Origin of the sequence: Bacteroides gallinaceum (assembly GCF_030373775.1) — a bacterium.
Taxonomy (GTDB): Bacteria; Bacteroidota; Bacteroidia; order Bacteroidales; family Bacteroidaceae; genus Phocaeicola; species Phocaeicola excrementipullorum.
The window spans coordinates 26,925-45,819 of the sequence record NZ_JAUDEN010000008.1 but is presented as its reverse complement, the minus strand read 5'-3'; the positions used below and the strand labels follow the sequence as shown (position 1 = coordinate 45,819).

Here is an 18,895-nt window from a genome sequence, read left to right as displayed (position 1 = left end):
AGACTAAAGATACATATCCTCAGACAGGAGATGCATATCTCTAGACTGAAGACCTTGAACCTTCCCTGCACACAAATCAGACCAGGCTGCACAAGCCCGAAAAGCCTTTCGGACACCCTCCACAGGCTTTTGTCCAAAAATTGTCTTGATATGTCCAATATTTGTCGTTGTTCCATATTTCCATTCTCTACTTTTGTACTTGAGTTTCAAGGACCTGAAATTCTGATGGAAAACATTAAACCAAAATTTAATCTAATTACCGCTTTATGAAAACAAACCTTTTAACCGTGACCAAAGCCAAGATGCTCCTGCTTTTCTGCATCCTCTGGCAGGTCTGCGTGTCAGCCGCCTTCGCCCAGTCGGGAGGCAGAACGATTACAGGCAAAGTAACCGATGACACCAACGAGCCGCTTATCGGCGTAAACGTACTTGTAGCAGGAACAGCCGTAGGAACCATTACGGACTTCGACGGAAATTATTCGCTCACCGTACCCGACGGAGCGAAAGAACTGCAGTTCTCTTATATCGGCTATGCCTCGCAAACAATTGCCATCAAAGGCAACGTATTGAACGTGCAGCTGCAGCCCGACAGCCAGGTGCTGAGCGACGTTGTGGTTATTGGCTACGGAACGCAACGGAAAAGCGACCTCACCGGTGCCGTAACCAACGTATCGAGCGAAGACTTCAATACAGGACTTGTCAGTTCACCCGAACAGCTTATCAACGGAAAAATTTCAGGCGTACAGATTATGTCGAACAGCGGTTCTCCTACATCGGGAAGCACCATCCGCGTACGTGGCGGAGCTTCGCTTAATGCCAGCAACGACCCGCTCATCGTGCTTGACGGAGTTCCCCTGGAACAAGGAGGAATCAGCGGCAACGACGGAAACTTCCTCAGCCTCATCAATCCGAATGACATCGAAAGCATGACCATCCTGAAGGATGCTTCATCAACCGCCATCTACGGATCGCGCGCGTCGAACGGTGTCATCATCATCACTACCAAGAAAGGAAATTCCGACAAGCTGAAGATTTCGCTCAGCACGACCCATTCCATTCAGACAAGAACCAAACTGGCCGACATGCTCGACTACGACCAGTTTATCAACGTAGTCAACACACAAGGTTCTGCAGCCCAGCAAGCTCTACTCGGAACAGCACGCACCGACTGGAACGACCAGATTTATCACAACGCATACGGAACCGACAACAACCTGAGCCTTTCGGGACGCATCGCTCCCAACTGGCCCATCCGAGTTTCTATCGGCTACTACAACCAGGACGGTCTGCTGAAAACCGACAACGCAGAACGTTTCACGGGAAGCGTTTCGCTCTCGCCCTCGTTCTTCGATGACCATCTGAAACTGACACTCAACGCAAAGGGAGCGCTCAACAAAAACCAGTTTGCCAACACTTCAGCCATTTGGGGAGGAGCCACCATGAACCCCACCATCCCCGTCTATTCGGGCAATGATGCCTTCGGAGGGTTCAACGAAGCGATAGGAAGCGACGGAAATCCGGTAAACGGTGCGCTGGTGAACCCGGTCGGACTGCTGGAACAGCGCGACGCACACAGCAAGGTAGTGCGCTTTATCGGGAACTTCGATATTGACTACCGGGTGCATTTTCTTCCCGAACTGAAGCTTCACGCCACACTGGGCTACGACTATGCCGAAGGAAAAGGCTCTGAATACGTCAGTCCGGAAGCCGCACAATATTACACAACGGGCGGATATTATTATCCTTACGGGCCGCAGAAAAACATCAACCGGCTGCTGACCCTCTATGCCAACTACAACAAGTTCTTCGACTCGATAAACAGCAGCTTCGACATTACGGCAGGATACGATTACCAATACTGGAAGTCAAGCTCTCCTGCCACGGCATCCATGAACGCGGCAGGAGATGTTCAGACCGCTTACAGAGCTACAGATTACCGCCATGTGCTGCTTTCGTACTACGGACGTATCAACTATTCATACGGCTCGCGCTATATGCTGACCGCTACCGTGCGCCGTGATGCCACTTCCCGTTTCGCACCCGACCAACGTTGGGGTACTTTCCCCTCTGTCGCCCTGGGATGGAGATTGACCGAAGAGGAGTTCATGAAAGACCAGAAAGTTTTGAGCAACCTGAAGCTCCGTGCCAGCTACGGTGTCACCGGACAGCAAGACGGAATCGGGAACTATAACTATCTTCCGCTCTATACGCTGAGCCAGGACGGAGCGCAGGGAATAGTAGGCGGAACACCTGTCTACACTTACCGTCCGGAAGCATACGTTTCAGACTTGAAATGGGAAACGACTACTTCATGGAATGTCGGATTTGATTTCGGATTTCTGGATGACCGTCTGACCGGTAGCTTCGATTATTATACCCGCCAGACAAAAGATCTGATCGCCACAGTTCCCGCGGCCGCAGGATCTACCTTCAACAAAACCATTACCACCAACGTGGGAAATGTGGACAGCCAAGGTATCGAATTCTCCTTGAACGCTACTCCCATACAGACCGATGACCTGACCTGGGACATCAGCTTCAACATGACCTGGCAGAAAATGAAAGTAAAGAACCTCTCGCTTGTACAGGGCGGCGAAGCAACCAATACACCGGTAGGACCTTCTATCGACGGCTACCAGTTCCAGACATTAACCGAAGGTTACGAACCTTACATGTTCTACGTCTACAAGCAGCTCTATGACGAAAAAACCGGAAAGCCAATTGAAGGCGCGTATGCCGACCTCAACAATGACGGCACGATTAATTCGGACGACTTATACCGCTACCATTCACCGGCTCCCGACTATATCATGGGACTCAGCACTTCGCTCCGCTGGAAACAGTGGAATCTGGGCATGAGCTTCCGCGCCAATATCGGCAACTACGTATACAACGGCATGGCTATGAACACGGGAGCGTTTGAAACAATGAGCTACAACAGCTACCAGCTGAACAACCTCTCGACAAGTTATCTTGAAACGGGATTCCAGACACGCCAGTATTTGTCGGACTATTATGTAGAAAACGCTTCGTTCCTGAAAATGGACAACCTGACTTTGGGATATAACTTCGGAGAAATATTCAAAGGATGCAGCCTTAATGTCAGCGCAATGATCCAGAATGTGTTCTGCATTACCAAATACAGCGGCGTAGACCCGGAAGTGCCCAACGGAATGGACAACTCGTTCTATCCGCGCCCAAGGACTTATTCATTGAATCTGGGACTCAATTTTTAAACTAACCGATAATCAACAATTGATAACCGGCTGCTGACAGCTGGCTGTTAGCTGTCAACGGTCAAATATCAACAATAGCAAACGATACTAAAATGAAAAGGATATTATACACAGCACTGATCTGCTGCACAGCGGTACTGACTCCTTCTTGCGTGGACGACTTGAACCAGTATCCGCATACGGAAACCACCTCCGAAAGCATCTACCACACTCCGGAAAGCTATTTCCAGGTATTGGCGAAAATTTATACGGCCATGGTGACCAACGGACAAGAAAAAAACGGAAGTGCAGACTTGTCTACCAATAACGGCCAGGACTATTCGCGCTGCTTCTTCAACCTGCAGGAAGTCTGCACCGACGAAGTGGCTTATACGTGGCTGAGCGGCGAGAACTTGACTGACATCAACAACCTTTCGTGGGATGCAAACGACTCATGGGTGTCGGACATGTATTACCGCATCTATTACAACATCGCGCTTTGCAATGAATTCCTGCGCAACGCTACGGAAGAAAGCATCGCTTCGTTCAGCGCGGAAGATCAGAACACAATCCGCCAATACCGTGCGGAAGCCCGTTTCCTCCGCGCTCTGTTCTATTATCACGCAATGGACTTCTTCCGCAACATTCCTTTCGTTACGGAAAATGATCCGGTGGGAAGCTATATTCCTCCACGCTATACGGCGCAGCAGATCTTCGACTTCATTGAGGATGAACTTACCGACCTCACTGAAGGTTCGAACTTGTTGCTCGACAGAGCCGACTGCCCCTACGGACGTGCATCGAAAGGTGCTGCCTATACCTTGCTGGCAAAGATGTATCTGAATGCAGAAGTGTATATCAACGAAGCCAAATACACAGAATGCATCACGGCCTGCAACAATGCCATAGCTCAAGGATACTCGCTGGAAACAGACTACAGCAAGCTTTTCAATGCAGACAATCACTTGCGCACCAACGAAATCATCTTCACACTCCCGATTGACGCTACAACTACGGTTTCATGGGGAGCGGGAACTTATATGGTGTGCGGAGCAATCAGCAATACTTCTACCGCACAGCAGCCGGCTGACTATGGTGCTGCCAACGGCTGGGGAAACATGAGAATCCGTCAGACGGCATCAGAGGTGTTTGACCCTAACGACCGAAGAGGCATGTTTTTCAAGGAAGGACAGACGCAGGAAGTAACGGCCATGGACGACCAGTCAACCGGATGGCTGGTAACGAAATGGACCAACCTGACCGATGACGGCCAATCCGCATCAAATACGGCAGAAAACGGTGCAAACACTGATTATCCGCTCTTCCGTCTGGCAGACGTATATTTAATGTATGGTGAAGCCGTTGCCAGAGGCGGACAAGGAGGAAACGCCACAACAGCAATGGGATATGTGAACGAATTGCGTGAACGTGCGTTCGGCGACACCAGCGAGAACGTGACAGAAGCCGACCTTAATACCGACTTCTATCTTGATGAGCGTTGCCGCGAGCTTTATTGGGAAAGCACACGCCGTACAGACCTGATACGCTTCAACCGATTCACTACAGCCGACAAGCTTTGGGAATGGAAAGGAGGCTCGTCAAGCGGGACTTCAGTGGACAGCAAATTCAACATCTACCCCATCCCGTCGACTGAACTTACGGCAAATCCGAATCTGTATAACGAAAATTATTAACCGTATAAATCAAAGTTACAATGAAAACGATAAAATACCTGTTTGCCGTAATCGCAACTTTGCTCTCCTTTACATCGTGTGAGGAGGACGGCGACAAGATCTATTTGCAGAGTTTGAGCGGCAACGAACTGATCGCATCCACAACCGATGTGACATTAAACGCAGACGTTGCGCAGCAAATCGTTCTCTCGTTCGCATGGACAGACCAAACAATCGTAATCAGCGATGAAAATGTAGGAACGGCTGCCAAAGTAGTAGCCAGCCTTGAAGCGTCTTTGTCGGAAGATTTTTCCGGTACTGTGTCTGAAACAGAAACCACTTCCTTGTCACACGCCTTTACAGGAGCAGAATTGAATACAATCGCAAATACGGTAGGTGCAACAATCGGCCAGTCGAATGCCATCTATTTCCGTTTGGGAAGTGCAACGGGAACCAATATACCTTCTGCATACAGCAATGTGGTGAAAGTGAATGTCACTCCGTATGAAATGGATATGAATACAGGAATCATATTGGACGCAAGCAAAAATGCTACTGGCGAAACTCTTTATTCGGCAAATGCAGACGGCATTTACTCAGGATTTATTGTGGCTAATGCTTGGGAGAACTTCTATATGCGCGAAGGAAACGGAATGGTTTGGGGAAACATCGGTGAAGATGGAAAGCCCTTCGTTCTTTCAAATGAATCTACCCAATGGAATATGTGGTACCCCAATGCAAGCGGATGTTACTATGTAACAGTCAACACACAAGGTGAAGAATGGAGTGCGCTTCATGTTTCTTCGCTCACGGTCAGCGGCCTTGCGGGTGAGGACGTAGCCATGACGTTGAATGAAAGCAGCAATGAATGGCTGGCAACCTTCACAGCAGATGGAGCTGAAAGCCGGACAATAACTATTTCCGGACAAGGGGAACAGTTCAATGCTACTACCGGAACAGATTCAGGACAATCAACATCTATTGCTTTCGCTATGAACGGTGAAAGTTTGTCGCTTGCAGAAACGGCAGGAAGCATCAACGTGGAAGTTCCTCAGGCAGGAGAATGTACAATTCGTCTGAATCTGTCCGACCCGACAAACTGGACAGTGACGGTTGAAGCAGGTGGAGCAGAGATCCCTGTGACATATCCGGAAACCTTGGATGTTGTATGTTATTCTAATGATGGAAGCGAAACCTTCATGACAACTCTTCGCCTTACTGATAGTGCGAATGGTATTTATACCGGAACATATTCCGGCGAATATCGCAGTGAAATCAACATAGTAGACAGAACGAACGGGGTATGGTACGGATGTGATCCGACCGACAACTCGAAACTTTCTTCTGCCGATGACAAATGGAATATCTGGTTTGACGGATCTGGAGCCGTTTCCATCACAGTGAACCTAAGCGAAATGACATGGAGATACGAACCGATTGGAACCGGCACAGGCAACATGTCAATGTACAAATTCAACAGAGATACATGGACAATAAGTGACTTGGTCATTGAACTAGAAGAAACTTCAGAAAATATCTTTACAGGCACGTTCAACAGCTATTATGATTTTGACTTTGTGTTCGTTGGCGAAGACGGAACACTCTACGGAACGACATGGAGCGAAACCAATCAGAATGGCACATCGCTCGAAGCAAACAGTTTCGGAAGTCCGCTTTGGATCTACGGATACGAATGGGGAGTAACACCGAATCTTACCATTACAGTCAATCTCACCACTATGACATGGAGTTATACTGAAAACAACTAAAAACAGAATTACATTATGAAAAAGATAAAAACCTGGTGGATGAGTTTCATCCTCCTTTGCGGCTTGACAACCGTTTCTTGCAACGATGATGATAACCCGACCTTCCCGGAACAGCCGGAAAACACGGACCCGACGGGAGGTTATGACATGACAGGCTTCGCACGCGGAGCTGACATAAGCTGGCTTACCGAGATGGAAGCCAGCGGACGCAGATTCTACGACTCTACGGGAGTGGAACGCGAATGCATGGAACTGCTCCGCGAACTTGGCATGAATTCCGTCCGCCTGCGCGTGTGGGTAAATCCAACCGACGGATGGTGCAACAAACAGGACGTACTGGTAAAGGCGTGGAGAGCAAGTCAGTTAGGCTACCGCCTGATGATTGACTTCCATTACAGCGACGAATGGGCGGATCCGGGTGACCAAAAGAAACCGGTGGCATGGGGAAACTATTCGCTTACCGAACTGGAACAGGCTGTAGCAGACCATACAACAGATGTCCTGTCTGCACTGAAAGCCCAGAACATTGATGTAGAATGGGTACAGGTAGGCAATGAAACCCGTTACGGTATGCTTTGGAACGACGGATTTACGGATTATGATTATAGCAATGCCGCCAGCTTCGCCCAACTCATCAATGCGGGGTATGATGCGGTAAAGACAGTATACCCCGATGCACAGGTTATCATCCATATTGACAAAGGCAACCGGCCACAATATTACAACGGGCTGTTTGATGCCTTGAAAGCAGCAAATGCCAAATGGGATATCATCGGCATGTCGCTCTATCCGGGCGAAGACCCAAGCGATACAAACGGCCTGACGGAGTGGAATCCCATTGATGAAAACGGAAACACCTGGATGCAACAGAACGATGCCTGTATCGCCAACATGAAAGCACTCATCGAAAAATACAGCACAAAAGTCATGATGTGCGAAATCGGCATTCCATGGAACTACGAAGAAGCCGAAGCATTCTACACTGACTTCATCACCAAAGCAAAACAAGTAGAAGGTTGTCTGGGCGTATTCGCATGGGAACCCCAATGCTATGGAGGATGGAAAAGCTATCACAAAGGAATGTTTGATGATGACGGGCGTCCGATGACTTCATTGAACGCATTTAAAAGGGATTGAAAAACTGAACGTTTTTCCGTAATTTTATATCAACTCAAACTTTAAAACCATGAAGCACAAAAAACTTCTGCTTGCGACAGCTTTTTTTCTGGGATGCGTCTGTACAACATTCGCACAGCGCTCGGAACAGACTTTGGAAAAAGGCTGGAAATTCACGAAAGGAGATATAGAGAACGCGCAGACCGTTGGATTCAACGATGATAAATGGGAAGAAGTTACTGTTCCTCACGATTGGGCCATCTACGGCCCTTTCGACAGGAACAACGACTTGCAGAACGTAGCCGTAACACAAAACTTCGAAACGCAGGCTTCTGTCAAAACCGGACGCACGGGAGGACTGCCGTATGTAGGCGTGGGATGGTATCGCACAACGTTCAATTCAGAACCAGGGAAACAGACCACATTGGTGTTCGACGGAGCCATGAGTGAGGCGCGTGTCTATGTAAACGGAAAAGAGGCTTGTTTCTGGCCGTTGGGATACAACTCATTCCATTGCAATGTCACTTCTCTGCTCAACGGGAATGGAAAAGACAACGTGCTTGCTGTCCGACTGGAGAACCGTCCGCAATCATCACGCTGGTACCCGGGAGCCGGACTTTACCGCAATGTACACGTTATAACAACCGGGAAAATCCATGTGCCGGTATGGGGAACGCAGCTTACAACTCCTCATGTTGCAGAAGACTACGCCTCGGTTTGCCTGAAAACTTCCATCGAAAACGCGGAAGGCATGGAGCTGACGGTTATAACGGACATCATTTCTCCTGAAGGAAAAACGGTTGCCACCAAGAAAAATAAAGGGTATATCAACCACGGACAACCTTTCACACAGAATTTCATTGTAGAAAAGCCGAAACTCTGGTCGCCCGAATCACCTGCACTTTATCGTGCTGTTTCAAAAATCTATAAAGGAGAAACATTGCTCGACAGCTATGCCACCCGTTTCGGAATCCGCTCCATCGAATTTATTGCCGACAAGGGATTCTACCTCAACGGAAAGCACCGCAAGTTTCAAGGGGTATGCAATCACCACGACTTGGGTCCGCTGGGAGCGGCAATCAATGTTTCTGCCTTACGCCACCAGCTTGTCATGCTGAAGGATATGGGATGCGACGCTATCCGCACATCTCACAACATGCCTGCCCCCGAACTGGTTGAGCTTTGCGACGAAATGGGATTCATGATGATGATTGAACCTTTTGATGAATGGGACATCGCCAAATGCGAGAATGGCTATCACCGCTATTTCAACGAATGGGCGGAAAAAGACATGATCAACATGTTGCATCATTACCGCAACAACCCGTGTGTAGTGATGTGGAGCATCGGAAACGAAGTGCCCACCCAATGCAGTCCGGAAGGCTACAAAGTAGCCAAATTCTTGCAGGACATCTGTCATCGGGAAGATCCCACACGCCCTGTCACTTGCGGAATGGATCAGGTGAGCTGTGTGCTTGACAATGGATTTGCTGCCATGATAGATATCCCCGGATTCAATTACCGCGCACACCGCTATCAGGAAGCCTATAACCGTCTGCCCCAAAATCTGGTGCTGGGATCCGAAACTTCCTCGACGGTCAGTTCACGGGGCGTATACAAATTTCCGGTTATCAAACAACATACAGCCATATACGACGACCACCAGTCAACGGGATATGACCTGGAACATTGTTCATGGAGCAATGTCCCGGATGAAGACCTCGCCTTGGCAGACGACTATCCCTGGACCATCGGCCAATTTGTATGGACAGGATTCGACTATCTGGGCGAGCCTTCTCCCTATGATACCGATGCCTGGCCCAGCCACAGTTCACTTTTCGGAATCATCGATTTGGCAAGTCTGCCCAAAGACCGCTACTATCTTTACCGCAGTCTTTGGAATAAAGAATCGCCCACCCTGCATGTCTTGCCTCACTGGAACTGGCATGGAAGAGAAGGAGAAAATACGCCTGTATTTGTATACACCAGCTATCCTGAAGCTGAACTCTTCGTCAATGGAAAAAGCTACGGCAAACAGCACAAACTCACCCGTGAGGAAAGCAAGGCTTTGCAGGGAAAAGATTCACTCTGGCTGCAACGCCGGTACCGCCTGATGTGGATGGACGTTCCCTATACTCCGGGAGAAGTAAAAGTGGTGGCTTACGACGATAAAGGAAAGGCTGTAGCCGAAAAAATAGTCCGCACGGCCGGAAAACCTCATCACATCGAACTGACAAGCAGCCGGAGTACTTTGAAAGCCGACGGAAAAGATCTGGCATATGTCACATTGCGGATTGTGGACAAGAACGGCAATCTCTGCCCCACCGATGGAAGGCTGGTTAGTTTCAAGGTAAAAGGCAAGGGAAAATACCGTGCTTCTGCCAATGGTGATCCGGCTTGCCTCGACCTTTTCCATCTCCCGCAAATGCACGCATTCAACGGGATGCTGACAATCATCGTGCAGGCCGAAGAGGAAGCCGGTATAATGGAACTACAGGCAACCGCCAAAGGCATTAAAGCCGGGAAGATCCAAATAAAGACAGAATACCCGCAAGCAACCGCAACGACCTCCTCTTCTTCAGGGAAAATTGTGGAGGACACTTTCTATAAAGGAGCTGACATAAGCTGGACTACACAACTTGAATCAGAAGGACATCGTTTCTATAATTCAAAGGGAGAAGAACGCGAATGTACAGCATTGATGAAAGAACTGGGATTGAATGCCATCCGTCTGCGCGTATGGGTGAATCCGAAAGACGGATGGAGCAGCAAAGAAGACATGCTTGTTCTGGCCAAACGCGCCAAGGCAAACGGAATGGATCTGATGGTCGACTTTCATTACAGCGACTGGTGGGCCGACCCGGCAAAACAGAATGTACCCGAAGCATGGAAAGGACTTTCATACGAAGACATGAAGAAAGCGCTCGCCTCTCATACGAAAGAAGTGCTGCAATTATTGAAAGACAATGGCATCACTCCCAAATGGGTGCAGATAGGAAACGAAACCAGCGACGGGTTTCTTTGGGAAATGGGACGTGCAAGCAAACAGATGGCACAATATGCAGGGCTGACTACAGCCGGATACGATGCCGCCAAGTCTGTTTTTCCTGATGTCATTGCCATTGTCCATCTGGACAACGGCTTCAACAACGATCTGTACAATTACATCTTCGACGGTCTGAAGGCCAACGGAGGAAAATGGGATATGATCGGCATGTCGCTTTATCCATACTGGTCGATCATGTACAAACATGTAAAGTCGGCCGATGAAGCAATTGTCCGGTGCATGGACAATATCCGCAAAGTGAGCCGAAAATATGGATGTGACGTAATGATAGTGGAAACCGGAATGGAATCGGCAAAACCGGAAGAAGGAAAAGAAATACTGAGCCGGATTATCCGGGAGGCAAAAAACAATACGGACGGACATTGCAAGGGCGTATTTTATTGGGAACCCGAATGCAAGCCTACTCCGTATGTATTGGGAGCCTTTACAGAAAACGGCCGTCCTACAGCCATCATGGAAGCATTTAAAGAGAACTGAAAACTGTTTGAACGCAGAAAGACGGGAATCCGGGATTCTTTGCCTTTCTGCGTTCAAACAAAAAATCATGCAGGGAAGTCAGCCCAGTCGGTCAGACGCATATCCCCTTTCTTCAGGAACACCTGATGCATTCCCAATGCAGCCGACAGGCAATGGCAAGTCTGTCCTTTGGTAGAAATCTTCAGGTAATCCCAAAGCAACTGCTTGTAGTCGGGATGCGCACAATTCTCAATAATGGCTTTTGCACGTTCCATCGGACTCTTTCCGCGCAAATCAGCCACACCCTGTTCAGTTATGATCACATTGACCGAGTGCTCGCTATGGTCAAGATGAGAAACCATCGGAACAATTGAGCTGATACACCCGCCTTTCGCCGTTGAAGGACAAGAAAAAATAGAAATGTAAGCACTGCGCGTGAAATCACCCGAGCCTCCGATACCGTTCATCATTTTCGTCCCGCAGATGTGCGTAGAGTTGACATTGCCATAAATATCGGCCTCAATAGCCGTATTCATGGTTATTACACCGATGCGGCGTACAACTTCCGGACAATTGGATATTTCGGACGGGCGGAGAACCAGCTTATGGCGGAAGAAGTCCATATTATCGTAGATATCTTCCAGACAATCATTCGTCACACTCAGCGAGCAGGTGCTTCCGAACTTCACCCGGCCTTCTTTTATCAGCTTGATAACTGAATTCTGAATCACTTCCGTATACATTTCAAAAGGCGGAATGCTTTGGTCTTTTCCCAATGCGCTCAGCACGGCATTGGCTATATTTCCTACTCCCGACTGCAAAGGAAGGAAAGTAGAAGGGATGATTCCTCTCTTCATGTCTGCCGACAGAAATTCGGCCACGTTCTGGCCTATCTTTTCAGTAACGGCATCCGGCTCATGAAATCCGCGCGCCTCGTCAGGCATGTTCGTTTCAACGATGCCTACCAGCTTGCTCAAATCCAACTGGACATAAGGCAGACCGATACGGTCGCTCGGACGCACGATGGGAATCGGACGGCGGTAAGGCGGACGCTCCATTTCATACAGGTCGTGAATGCCGATAAGTTTCTTGCTATGAGCCGCGTTCAGTTCGATAATCACCTTATCGGCCAAACGCGCAATGGTTGGCGTGATGCCCACACCGGCGGTCAGATATACCCGTCCGTCTTCTGTTATTTCGCAGGCCTCGATCACCGCAACGTTCACATGACCCAGAAAGCCGGAGCGCAAACGCTGAGCCACTTGCGAAAGATGAATGTCAGTATAATTGATTTCTCCGTTGTTTACCGCTTTGCGGAAATCTGCGTTAGTTGTATAAGGAGCGCGAAACTTAAGGGCATGGGCGCGTGTAAGCGTCCCGTCACACGAATCGCCCGTCGAGGCTCCAGTTATCAATCCTATCTGAAACTCCTCGCCCTTCGCATGCTTTTCTTCCGCCATTTTCGCCACCTCTGCCATCACAGCTTTCGGACTTCCCGCAGGAGTAAACCCGCTAAGTCCGACAATATCCCCGTTCTTTATCACATGGGCGGCCTCAACCGCCGAAATAAAATTGAAATTCATGGTATTAATGTGTTTTTAGTGTTATCAGTCAAAGTTATTCAGGTAAGGGATCTTCAATCATATTTGCGATTGAATATTTCGGAATAGATAAACGCGCGGCGCGCTTCGGAAGCATTTTTCAAGGACGGCAACGGATGTATTTCGTTGCCTTTCTCTTTGCCCTGTTCCTTTCTTTCCGCCGGCATTTCATTCCGTTTCTTACGCTCTTTCTTTTTCCGTACAGAAGTATTTTTCAGCCCTTCTTCCACAGATATGTATGATGGTACAGAATATTCCCCTTCGGTCTGCACAAACGGCTTTTCCTGAACAGGCTGAAAGGTCTGATGCGGAGAGGCTGTTTTTTTCTTCGCAGCTTTCTTCTGGATGTTGTCGGTCACACGCTGATAAAAAACAGCCGCCATGACCAGCATGAATACCAATATCGTTATAAAATCCATAAGGCCAATCATATGAGGTTCCGGTCAAAGATACGAATAAAATCCATTATCTCCTACCGTTTTCATGGAAGTTAACCAAGAAACAGGTATCTTTGCGGCCGAATCATTTAATATAAATACAGTATGACAAAAGAAACTACAGGAACAGACTTTAAATCTGCGACTGAAAACGAAAACAAGAAACTGTTTATCGAAACTTACGGATGTCAGATGAATGTGGCTGACAGCGAGGTAGTTGCCTCCATCATGCAGATGGCGGGATATTCTCCATGCGATTCGCTTGATGAAGCCGACGCCGTATTTCTGAATACCTGCTCCATCCGGGACAATGCGGAACAGAAAATTCTGAACCGCCTGGAATTTTTCCATTCGCTCCGGAAAAAGCGCAAGAATCTGATTGTGGGAGTATTGGGATGTATGGCCGAACGCGTGAAAAACAACCTGATCGACAACTATCATGTAGATCTTGTGGCCGGCCCCGACGCTTATCTCACTCTCCCCGACCTTATCGCATCGGTAGAACACGGAGAAAAAGCCATCAACGTAGAGCTGTCGACAAGCGAAACCTACCGCGACGTCATCCCTTCACGCATCTGCGGGAACCATATTTCAGGCTTCGTTTCGATTATGCGTGGATGCAACAACTTCTGCCACTACTGCATCGTTCCTTATACAAGGGGGCGCGAACGGAGCCGTGATGTGGAAAGCATCCTGAACGAAGTTCATGATCTCGAAAGAAAAGGCTACAAGGAAGTGACGCTGCTCGGACAAAACGTAAACTCCTATCATTTCGAGAAGGACGGAAAAACGGTGGACTTCCCTACTCTGCTGCAAACCGTGGCCATGGCAGTGCCCGGAATGCGTATCCGCTTCACCACCTCGCATCCTAAAGACATGAGCGACGAAACGCTCCGCGTGATTGCAGAAATGCCTAACGTATGCAAACACATCCACCTGCCCGTACAGAGCGGAAGCTCGCGCATTCTGAAACTGATGAACCGCAAATATACCCGTGAGTGGTATCTGGAACGGGTGGAAGCCATCCGGCGCATCATTCCCGACTGCGGTCTGAGCACAGACATCTTCTCCGGATTCCACTCGGAAACGGAAGAAGACCACCAGATGTCGCTCTCGCTCATGCGCGAGTGTGCATACGACTCCGCTTTCATGTTCAAATATTCTGAACGTCCGGGCACATACGCATCTAAACACCTGCCGGACGATGTTCCGGAGGATGTGAAAATCCGCCGGCTGAACGAACTCATCGAACTTCAGAACAGACTTTCGGCAGAAAGCAACGCAAAAGATGTAGGCAAGACATTCGAAGTGCTTGCCGAAGGAGTGTCGAAACGCTCGAAAGAACAGCTCTTCGGACGTACCGAACAAAACAAGGTTGTTGTATTCGACCGCGGCACACACCGTATCGGCGACTTCGTGAAGGTACGCATTACCGAAGCAAGTTCGGCTACACTGAAAGGCGTGGAGATAACCGAATGACCAAATATTCTGACCCGGGAAGCTTTTCAATTTGTGCCGGCAAGTCAACCGACTTGTGCGGCCAGGCCGGAAGACTTCCCGGGTCAACTTCTTACTCCACGCTCCGAGGGGCTTCCGGCATGATCAGCCACAAAACGAGGTAGACAATGCCTCCGGAAAATACCGTGAAGAAAGTAAGCAGCACATATACGATACGCACCAGCGTTATGTCCCAGTTAAAGTAATCCGCTATTCCTGCACAAACTCCCGCAATCATGCGGTTGTTCGAGCGTGTCAGTTTTTTATTTCCCATATCACATCAATATCTGTTTCAATAATGAGGGCGAAGATAATAAAAACCTGCTGAAAACCACCGAATCTCTTAAAAACTTTTAAAGAAAAACGACCCATGCTCATTTTATTTGTTTCTTTGCAAGAAATTAGGGATTAAAGTGAATCTACGAAATATAGACAAATGTCCGCTCTGCGGAGAGAATCATTTTGAAAAGGAAATGACGTGCATAGATCATTATGCCACGGGGGAATCATTCGACATTTGGCGATGCAAGAAGTGCGGTTTTCTGTTCACGCAATCATTTCCTGCCGAAAACGAAATCGGACGCTACTACGAATCACCCGACTATATTTCACACAGTGACACGAACAAGGGCCTCACAAACCGTATCTATCACTGGGTGCGCCGCTTTATGCTCGCACGCAAGGCACGCCTCATCAAGCGGCACAGCGGGCTGAGCCGCGGAATCCTGCTCGACATAGGCACAGGCACGGGCTACTTCCCTCATTATATGAAGAAAAAAGGCTGGCGGGTTTCAGCCATCGAGAAAAGCCCCCAGGCACGGGCGTTCGCCAAAGAACATTTCGGCCTCGACATAGATCCTCCCGAAACGCTGGAGCAGAAAGAGGACAAGTCGTTTGACGTCATTACGCTCTGGCACGTCATGGAGCATCTGGAACACCTCAACGAAACATGGGAAACATTGAACCGCATTCTGAAAGACAGAGGCATACTGGTGGTGGCTGTTCCGAACCCGACCTCGTTCGACGCAAAAAAATACAAAGAAATGTGGGCAGCATACGATGTGCCGCGGCATTTATGGCATTTTTCTCCGGCCGTTATGCAACAATTCGGAGCCAAACATGGTTTTATTCTTACCAAATTCCTCCCGATGCCGCTCGATGCATTCTATGTGTCCATGCTGAGTGAAAAATACAAGAAAAGTGCATTGACTTTCCTGAAAGGAATGGCAAGCGGAACAGAAGGATTGTTCAGCTCGCTGGCAACGAAAGAACGCAGCAGCTCTATCATTTATGTATTTAGAAAGAAATAAGTATGAGCAGAAAAAACGGAACATTTTTCGACATGCAGTTCATCACTTCATGCATCAGCACGATGCTGGTGCTGATGCTGCTCGGAATGGTGGTCTTCTTTGTAATGACCGCAAACAACCTTTCTGTATACGTGCGCGAAAACATTTCCTGCTCTGTTGTGCTCAGCGACGACATGAAAGAACCGGAAATCATCAGCTTCCAGAAGAAACTCGAACAGAAGCCTTTCGTCAAACAGACCACATACATATCCAAGGCGCAGGCTCTGAAGGAACAGACGGAAGCGATGGGAACCGACCCGGCCGAGTTTCTGGGATACAATCCGTTCACGGCATCCATCGAAATCAAGCTGAACTCAGCTTATGCCAACACCGACAGCCTGAAATGGATTCAGGAAGAACTGCTTGCAAACAAGAAGGTGATGGAAGTGAACTATCCCGAAGAACTGATGGATTCGGTGAACCGGAACATCAAGAAAATCAGTTTCTTTCTTCTCGGACTGGCCGCGCTGCTGACCTTCATCTCGTTTGCGCTCATCAACAATACGATACGACTGGGCATTTATTCCAAACGTTTTCTCATCCATACCATGAAACTGGTGGGAGCAAGCTGGTCGTTCATCCGCAGGCCTTTCATGACAAGACACATATGGATAGGAGTTTTGGCCTCGGCCATGGCTGACGCGCTGCTGATAGGCATGGCCTATTTTCTGGTGAAATACGAAAGGGGACTGCTGGAAATCATCACCCCTGCGGTAATGCTGACCGTTATGGGTGCGGTGTTCGTGTTCGGAATCGCCATCACTTCGCTCTGCGCCTACTTTTCCATCAACAAATACCTCAGGATGAAGGTGGGCGACCTTTACAACTTATAAATTCAAGACGCACTCCAAAAGAAAACAATAAAAACAAGAAACAATATGGACAGAAAAAAATTTGCCTTCGACAAGACAAACTTCATCCTGCTTGCGGCAGGGATGATTGTCATTATCATCGGCTTTCTGCTGATGTCAGGTCCCGGATCAACAGAAACTACTTTTCAGCCGGACATATTCAGTGCACGCCGCATCAAAGTAGCGCCTGCCGTATGCTTCATCGGATTTATCTCGATGATCTACGGAATCCTGCGCAAACCGTCGGACAAAACAACAGACAATATAGACACAACGAATAAAACAGATAAATGATGGAAGGGGATTTGAATTTATTGCAGACAATCATCATTGCGATTGTTGAGGGACTGACCGAGTTTCTTCCGGTATCTTCAACCGGACACATGATTATAGCACAGAACATGCTGGGAGTAAAAAGCACCGAGTTCGTAAAGGCATTTACCTTTATCATCCAGTTCGGTGCCATCCTGTCGGTTGTAGTGCTTTACTGGAAACGCTTTTTCCGGCTGAACCACACACCGGTTCCCGAAGGAAGCGGCGCATTGCAACGTTTTCTCCACAAGTATGACTTTTACTGGAAACTTCTGGTAGCTTTCATTCCGGCGGCCGTTCTTGGTCTGCTTTTCAGCGACTTCATCGACGAAATGCTTGAAAGCGTAACGGTAGTAGCAGTCATGCTGATCGTGGGAGGCGTATTCATGCTGTTCTGCGACAAAATATTCGGAAACGGAAAAGAAAATACCCAAATGACCGAAAAGCGCGCCTTCATCATCGGACTTTTCCAATGTATCTCAATGATACCGGGCGTGTCACGCTCCATGGCCACCATCGTAGGAGGTATGGCACAGAAGCTCACACGGAAAGCCGCGGCAGAATTTTCATTCTTCCTGGCAGTTCCTACCATGTTTGCGGCCACCGTATATAAAATGGCCAAACTTTTCATGGACGGAGGCATTGAAATCATAACCACCAACCTCACTGCACTGATAGTAGGAAACGTAGTAGCTTTCATCGTGGCGATGCTGGCCATCAAATTCTTCATCAGCTTTGTCACCAGATACGGATTCAAAGCTTTCGGATGGTACCGGATTATCGTAGGAGGAATAATACTTGCCATGATATTAATGGGTTATAATTTAGAATTGGTTTGATGAATTTCAAGGAAGGAGAAGTGCTGTATTTCGACAAGCCGTACCGATGGACATCGTTCGCGGTTGTCAATAAAATAAGATACCATATCAGCAGAAAGCTGGGAGTAAAAAAGATAAAGGTCGGTCATGCAGGAACGCTCGACCCGCTGGCAACCGGAGTGATGATAATCTGTACCGGAAAAGCAACGAAGCGCATCGAAGAGTTTCAGCATCATACCAAAGAATATATCGCCACCCTTCAACTAGGTGCCACCACACCGTCGTTTGATCTTGAGAAAGAAATAGACGCTGTATACCCTACAGAGCACATCACAAGAGAAGCGGTGGAAGAAGCGCTGAAAAAATTTGTCGGCACAATCGAGCAGATTCCGCCGGCATTCTCAGCATGCAAGATCGACGGGAAGCGTGCCTACGACCTGGCAAGAAAAGGTGATGAAGTGGAACTGAAACCTAAAATTCTTGTCATCGACGAAATTGAACTGCTGGAATGCAACCTGCCCGAAATAAAGATACGTGTGGTATGCAGCAAAGGAACCTACATACGGGCACTGGCGCGCGACATCGGCGAAGCGCTTGAAAGCGGAGCGCACCTGACCGGACTGATACGCACACGTGTGGGTGATGTGAAGCTGGAAAACTGCATGAAGGTGGACGACTTCGAGCAATGGCTCAACCAACAAGAAATAGATGTTATAAACGATTAAGGAAAGAAA

The 18,895-nt window shown here is 48.3% G+C and carries 14 protein-coding genes and 1 pseudogene; 12 read left to right on the top strand and 3 right to left on the bottom strand.

Features of this window, described 5'->3' with window-relative positions:
- The first annotated feature begins 302 nt into the window (after positions 1-302).
- The 6 genes and pseudogenes from QUW60_RS06140 to QUW60_RS06115 all read left to right on the top strand — a co-directional run bounded on the left by QUW60_RS06140 (position 303) and on the right by QUW60_RS06115 (position 11,317).
- Positions 303-3,236: a SusC/RagA family TonB-linked outer membrane protein gene (locus QUW60_RS06140; RefSeq protein WP_434736809.1), complete on the top strand. Its 2,934-nt coding sequence runs from the start codon at positions 303-305 to the stop codon at positions 3,234-3,236.
- 92 nt (positions 3,237-3,328) lie between these two features.
- Entirely contained in the window at positions 3,329-4,909 is a 1,581-nt protein-coding gene (locus tag QUW60_RS06135) for a RagB/SusD family nutrient uptake outer membrane protein (protein WP_289559201.1), read from the top strand.
- A gap of 20 nt (positions 4,910-4,929) precedes the next feature.
- Complete coding sequence (locus tag QUW60_RS06130) at positions 4,930-6,657, top strand: DUF5114 domain-containing protein (protein WP_289559199.1); 1,728 nt, start codon at positions 4,930-4,932, stop codon at positions 6,655-6,657.
- 15 nt (positions 6,658-6,672) lie between these two features.
- Positions 6,673-7,794, top strand: coding sequence for a glycoside hydrolase family 53 protein (locus tag QUW60_RS06125; protein WP_289559197.1), 1,122 nt, complete (start codon positions 6,673-6,675; stop codon positions 7,792-7,794).
- Between the two features lie 49 nt (positions 7,795-7,843).
- A pseudogene (locus QUW60_RS06120) lies at positions 7,844-10,318 on the top strand (glycoside hydrolase family 2 TIM barrel-domain containing protein); the annotation flags it as partial.
- Positions 10,319-10,363: 45 nt separating this feature from the next.
- Complete coding sequence (locus QUW60_RS06115) at positions 10,364-11,317, top strand: glycoside hydrolase family 53 protein (RefSeq protein WP_258337372.1); 954 nt, start codon at positions 10,364-10,366, stop codon at positions 11,315-11,317.
- Between the two features lie 65 nt (positions 11,318-11,382).
- Here the strand turns inward: QUW60_RS06115 and QUW60_RS06110 are convergent, their stop codons facing one another.
- Together QUW60_RS06110 and QUW60_RS06105 are read right to left on the bottom strand one after the other, a co-directional pair.
- The gene (locus QUW60_RS06110) at positions 11,383-12,879 is read right to left on the bottom strand and encodes a butyryl-CoA:acetate CoA transferase (RefSeq protein WP_289559195.1); all 1,497 of its coding nucleotides are present in this window, start codon (positions 12,877-12,879) and stop codon (positions 11,383-11,385) included.
- Between the two features lie 53 nt (positions 12,880-12,932).
- Positions 12,933-13,316, bottom strand: coding sequence for a hypothetical protein (locus QUW60_RS06105; RefSeq protein WP_258337253.1), 384 nt, complete (start codon positions 13,314-13,316; stop codon positions 12,933-12,935).
- 123 nt (positions 13,317-13,439) lie between these two features.
- On the opposite strand from QUW60_RS06105, the gene miaB reads away from it, so the two are divergent.
- Positions 13,440-14,813, top strand: coding sequence for a tRNA (N6-isopentenyl adenosine(37)-C2)-methylthiotransferase MiaB (gene miaB / locus QUW60_RS06100; protein WP_258337252.1), 1,374 nt, complete (start codon positions 13,440-13,442; stop codon positions 14,811-14,813).
- A gap of 91 nt (positions 14,814-14,904) precedes the next feature.
- Here the strand turns inward: miaB and QUW60_RS06095 are convergent, their stop codons facing one another.
- Positions 14,905-15,105, bottom strand: a complete 201-nt coding sequence (locus QUW60_RS06095; protein WP_258337251.1) for a PspC domain-containing protein — start codon at positions 15,103-15,105, stop codon at positions 14,905-14,907.
- 199 nt (positions 15,106-15,304) lie between these two features.
- Between QUW60_RS06095 and QUW60_RS06090 the strand changes: the two genes are divergently transcribed.
- From QUW60_RS06090 to truB, 5 genes are read left to right on the top strand one after another with little or no spacing between them, the layout of a single operon-like run.
- Complete coding sequence (locus QUW60_RS06090) at positions 15,305-16,141, top strand: class I SAM-dependent methyltransferase (protein ID WP_289559289.1); 837 nt, start codon at positions 15,305-15,307, stop codon at positions 16,139-16,141.
- Between the two features lie 2 nt (positions 16,142-16,143).
- Positions 16,144-17,013 (top strand): cell division protein FtsX, encoded by an 870-nt coding sequence (locus QUW60_RS06085; RefSeq protein ID WP_258337249.1) that lies wholly within the window; start codon positions 16,144-16,146, stop codon positions 17,011-17,013.
- Between the two features lie 45 nt (positions 17,014-17,058).
- The gene (locus QUW60_RS06080) at positions 17,059-17,325 is read left to right on the top strand and encodes a DUF3098 domain-containing protein (protein ID WP_258337248.1); all 267 of its coding nucleotides are present in this window, start codon (positions 17,059-17,061) and stop codon (positions 17,323-17,325) included.
- Positions 17,325-18,182, top strand: a complete 858-nt coding sequence (locus QUW60_RS06075; RefSeq protein WP_491745707.1) for an undecaprenyl-diphosphate phosphatase — start codon at positions 17,325-17,327, stop codon at positions 18,180-18,182. The genes QUW60_RS06080 and QUW60_RS06075 overlap by 1 nt, the downstream gene beginning before the upstream one ends.
- Positions 18,182-18,886, top strand: a complete 705-nt coding sequence (gene truB, locus QUW60_RS06070; protein WP_289559189.1) for a tRNA pseudouridine(55) synthase TruB — start codon at positions 18,182-18,184, stop codon at positions 18,884-18,886. The genes QUW60_RS06075 and truB overlap by 1 nt, the downstream gene beginning before the upstream one ends.
- The last annotated feature ends 9 nt before the right edge of the window (positions 18,887-18,895 follow it).

Bases quoted from the DNA above. Each gene is read 5' to 3' on its own strand.
- QUW60_RS06140 (WP_434736809.1), top strand. From the start codon at position 303: ATGCTCCTGCTTTTCTGCATCCTCTGGCAGGTCTGCGTGTCAGCCGCC.
- QUW60_RS06135 (WP_289559201.1), top strand. From the start codon at position 3,329: ATGAAAAGGATATTATACACAGCACTGATCTGCTGCACAGCGGTACTG.
- QUW60_RS06130 (WP_289559199.1), top strand. From the start codon at position 4,930: ATGAAAACGATAAAATACCTGTTTGCCGTAATCGCAACTTTGCTCTCC.
- QUW60_RS06125 (WP_289559197.1), top strand. From the start codon at position 6,673: ATGAAAAAGATAAAAACCTGGTGGATGAGTTTCATCCTCCTTTGCGGC.
- QUW60_RS06110 (WP_289559195.1), bottom strand. From the start codon at position 12,879: ATGAATTTCAATTTTATTTCGGCGGTTGAGGCCGCCCATGTGATAAAG.
- QUW60_RS06105 (WP_258337253.1), bottom strand. From the start codon at position 13,316: ATGGATTTTATAACGATATTGGTATTCATGCTGGTCATGGCGGCTGTT.
- miaB (WP_258337252.1), top strand. From the start codon at position 13,440: ATGACAAAAGAAACTACAGGAACAGACTTTAAATCTGCGACTGAAAAC.
- QUW60_RS06095 (WP_258337251.1), bottom strand. From the start codon at position 15,105: ATGGGAAATAAAAAACTGACACGCTCGAACAACCGCATGATTGCGGGA.
- QUW60_RS06090 (WP_289559289.1), top strand. From the start codon at position 15,305: ATGACGTGCATAGATCATTATGCCACGGGGGAATCATTCGACATTTGG.
- QUW60_RS06085 (WP_258337249.1), top strand. From the start codon at position 16,144: ATGAGCAGAAAAAACGGAACATTTTTCGACATGCAGTTCATCACTTCA.
- QUW60_RS06080 (WP_258337248.1), top strand. From the start codon at position 17,059: ATGGACAGAAAAAAATTTGCCTTCGACAAGACAAACTTCATCCTGCTT.
- QUW60_RS06075 (WP_491745707.1), top strand. From the start codon at position 17,325: ATGGAAGGGGATTTGAATTTATTGCAGACAATCATCATTGCGATTGTT.
- truB (WP_289559189.1), top strand. From the start codon at position 18,182: ATGAATTTCAAGGAAGGAGAAGTGCTGTATTTCGACAAGCCGTACCGA.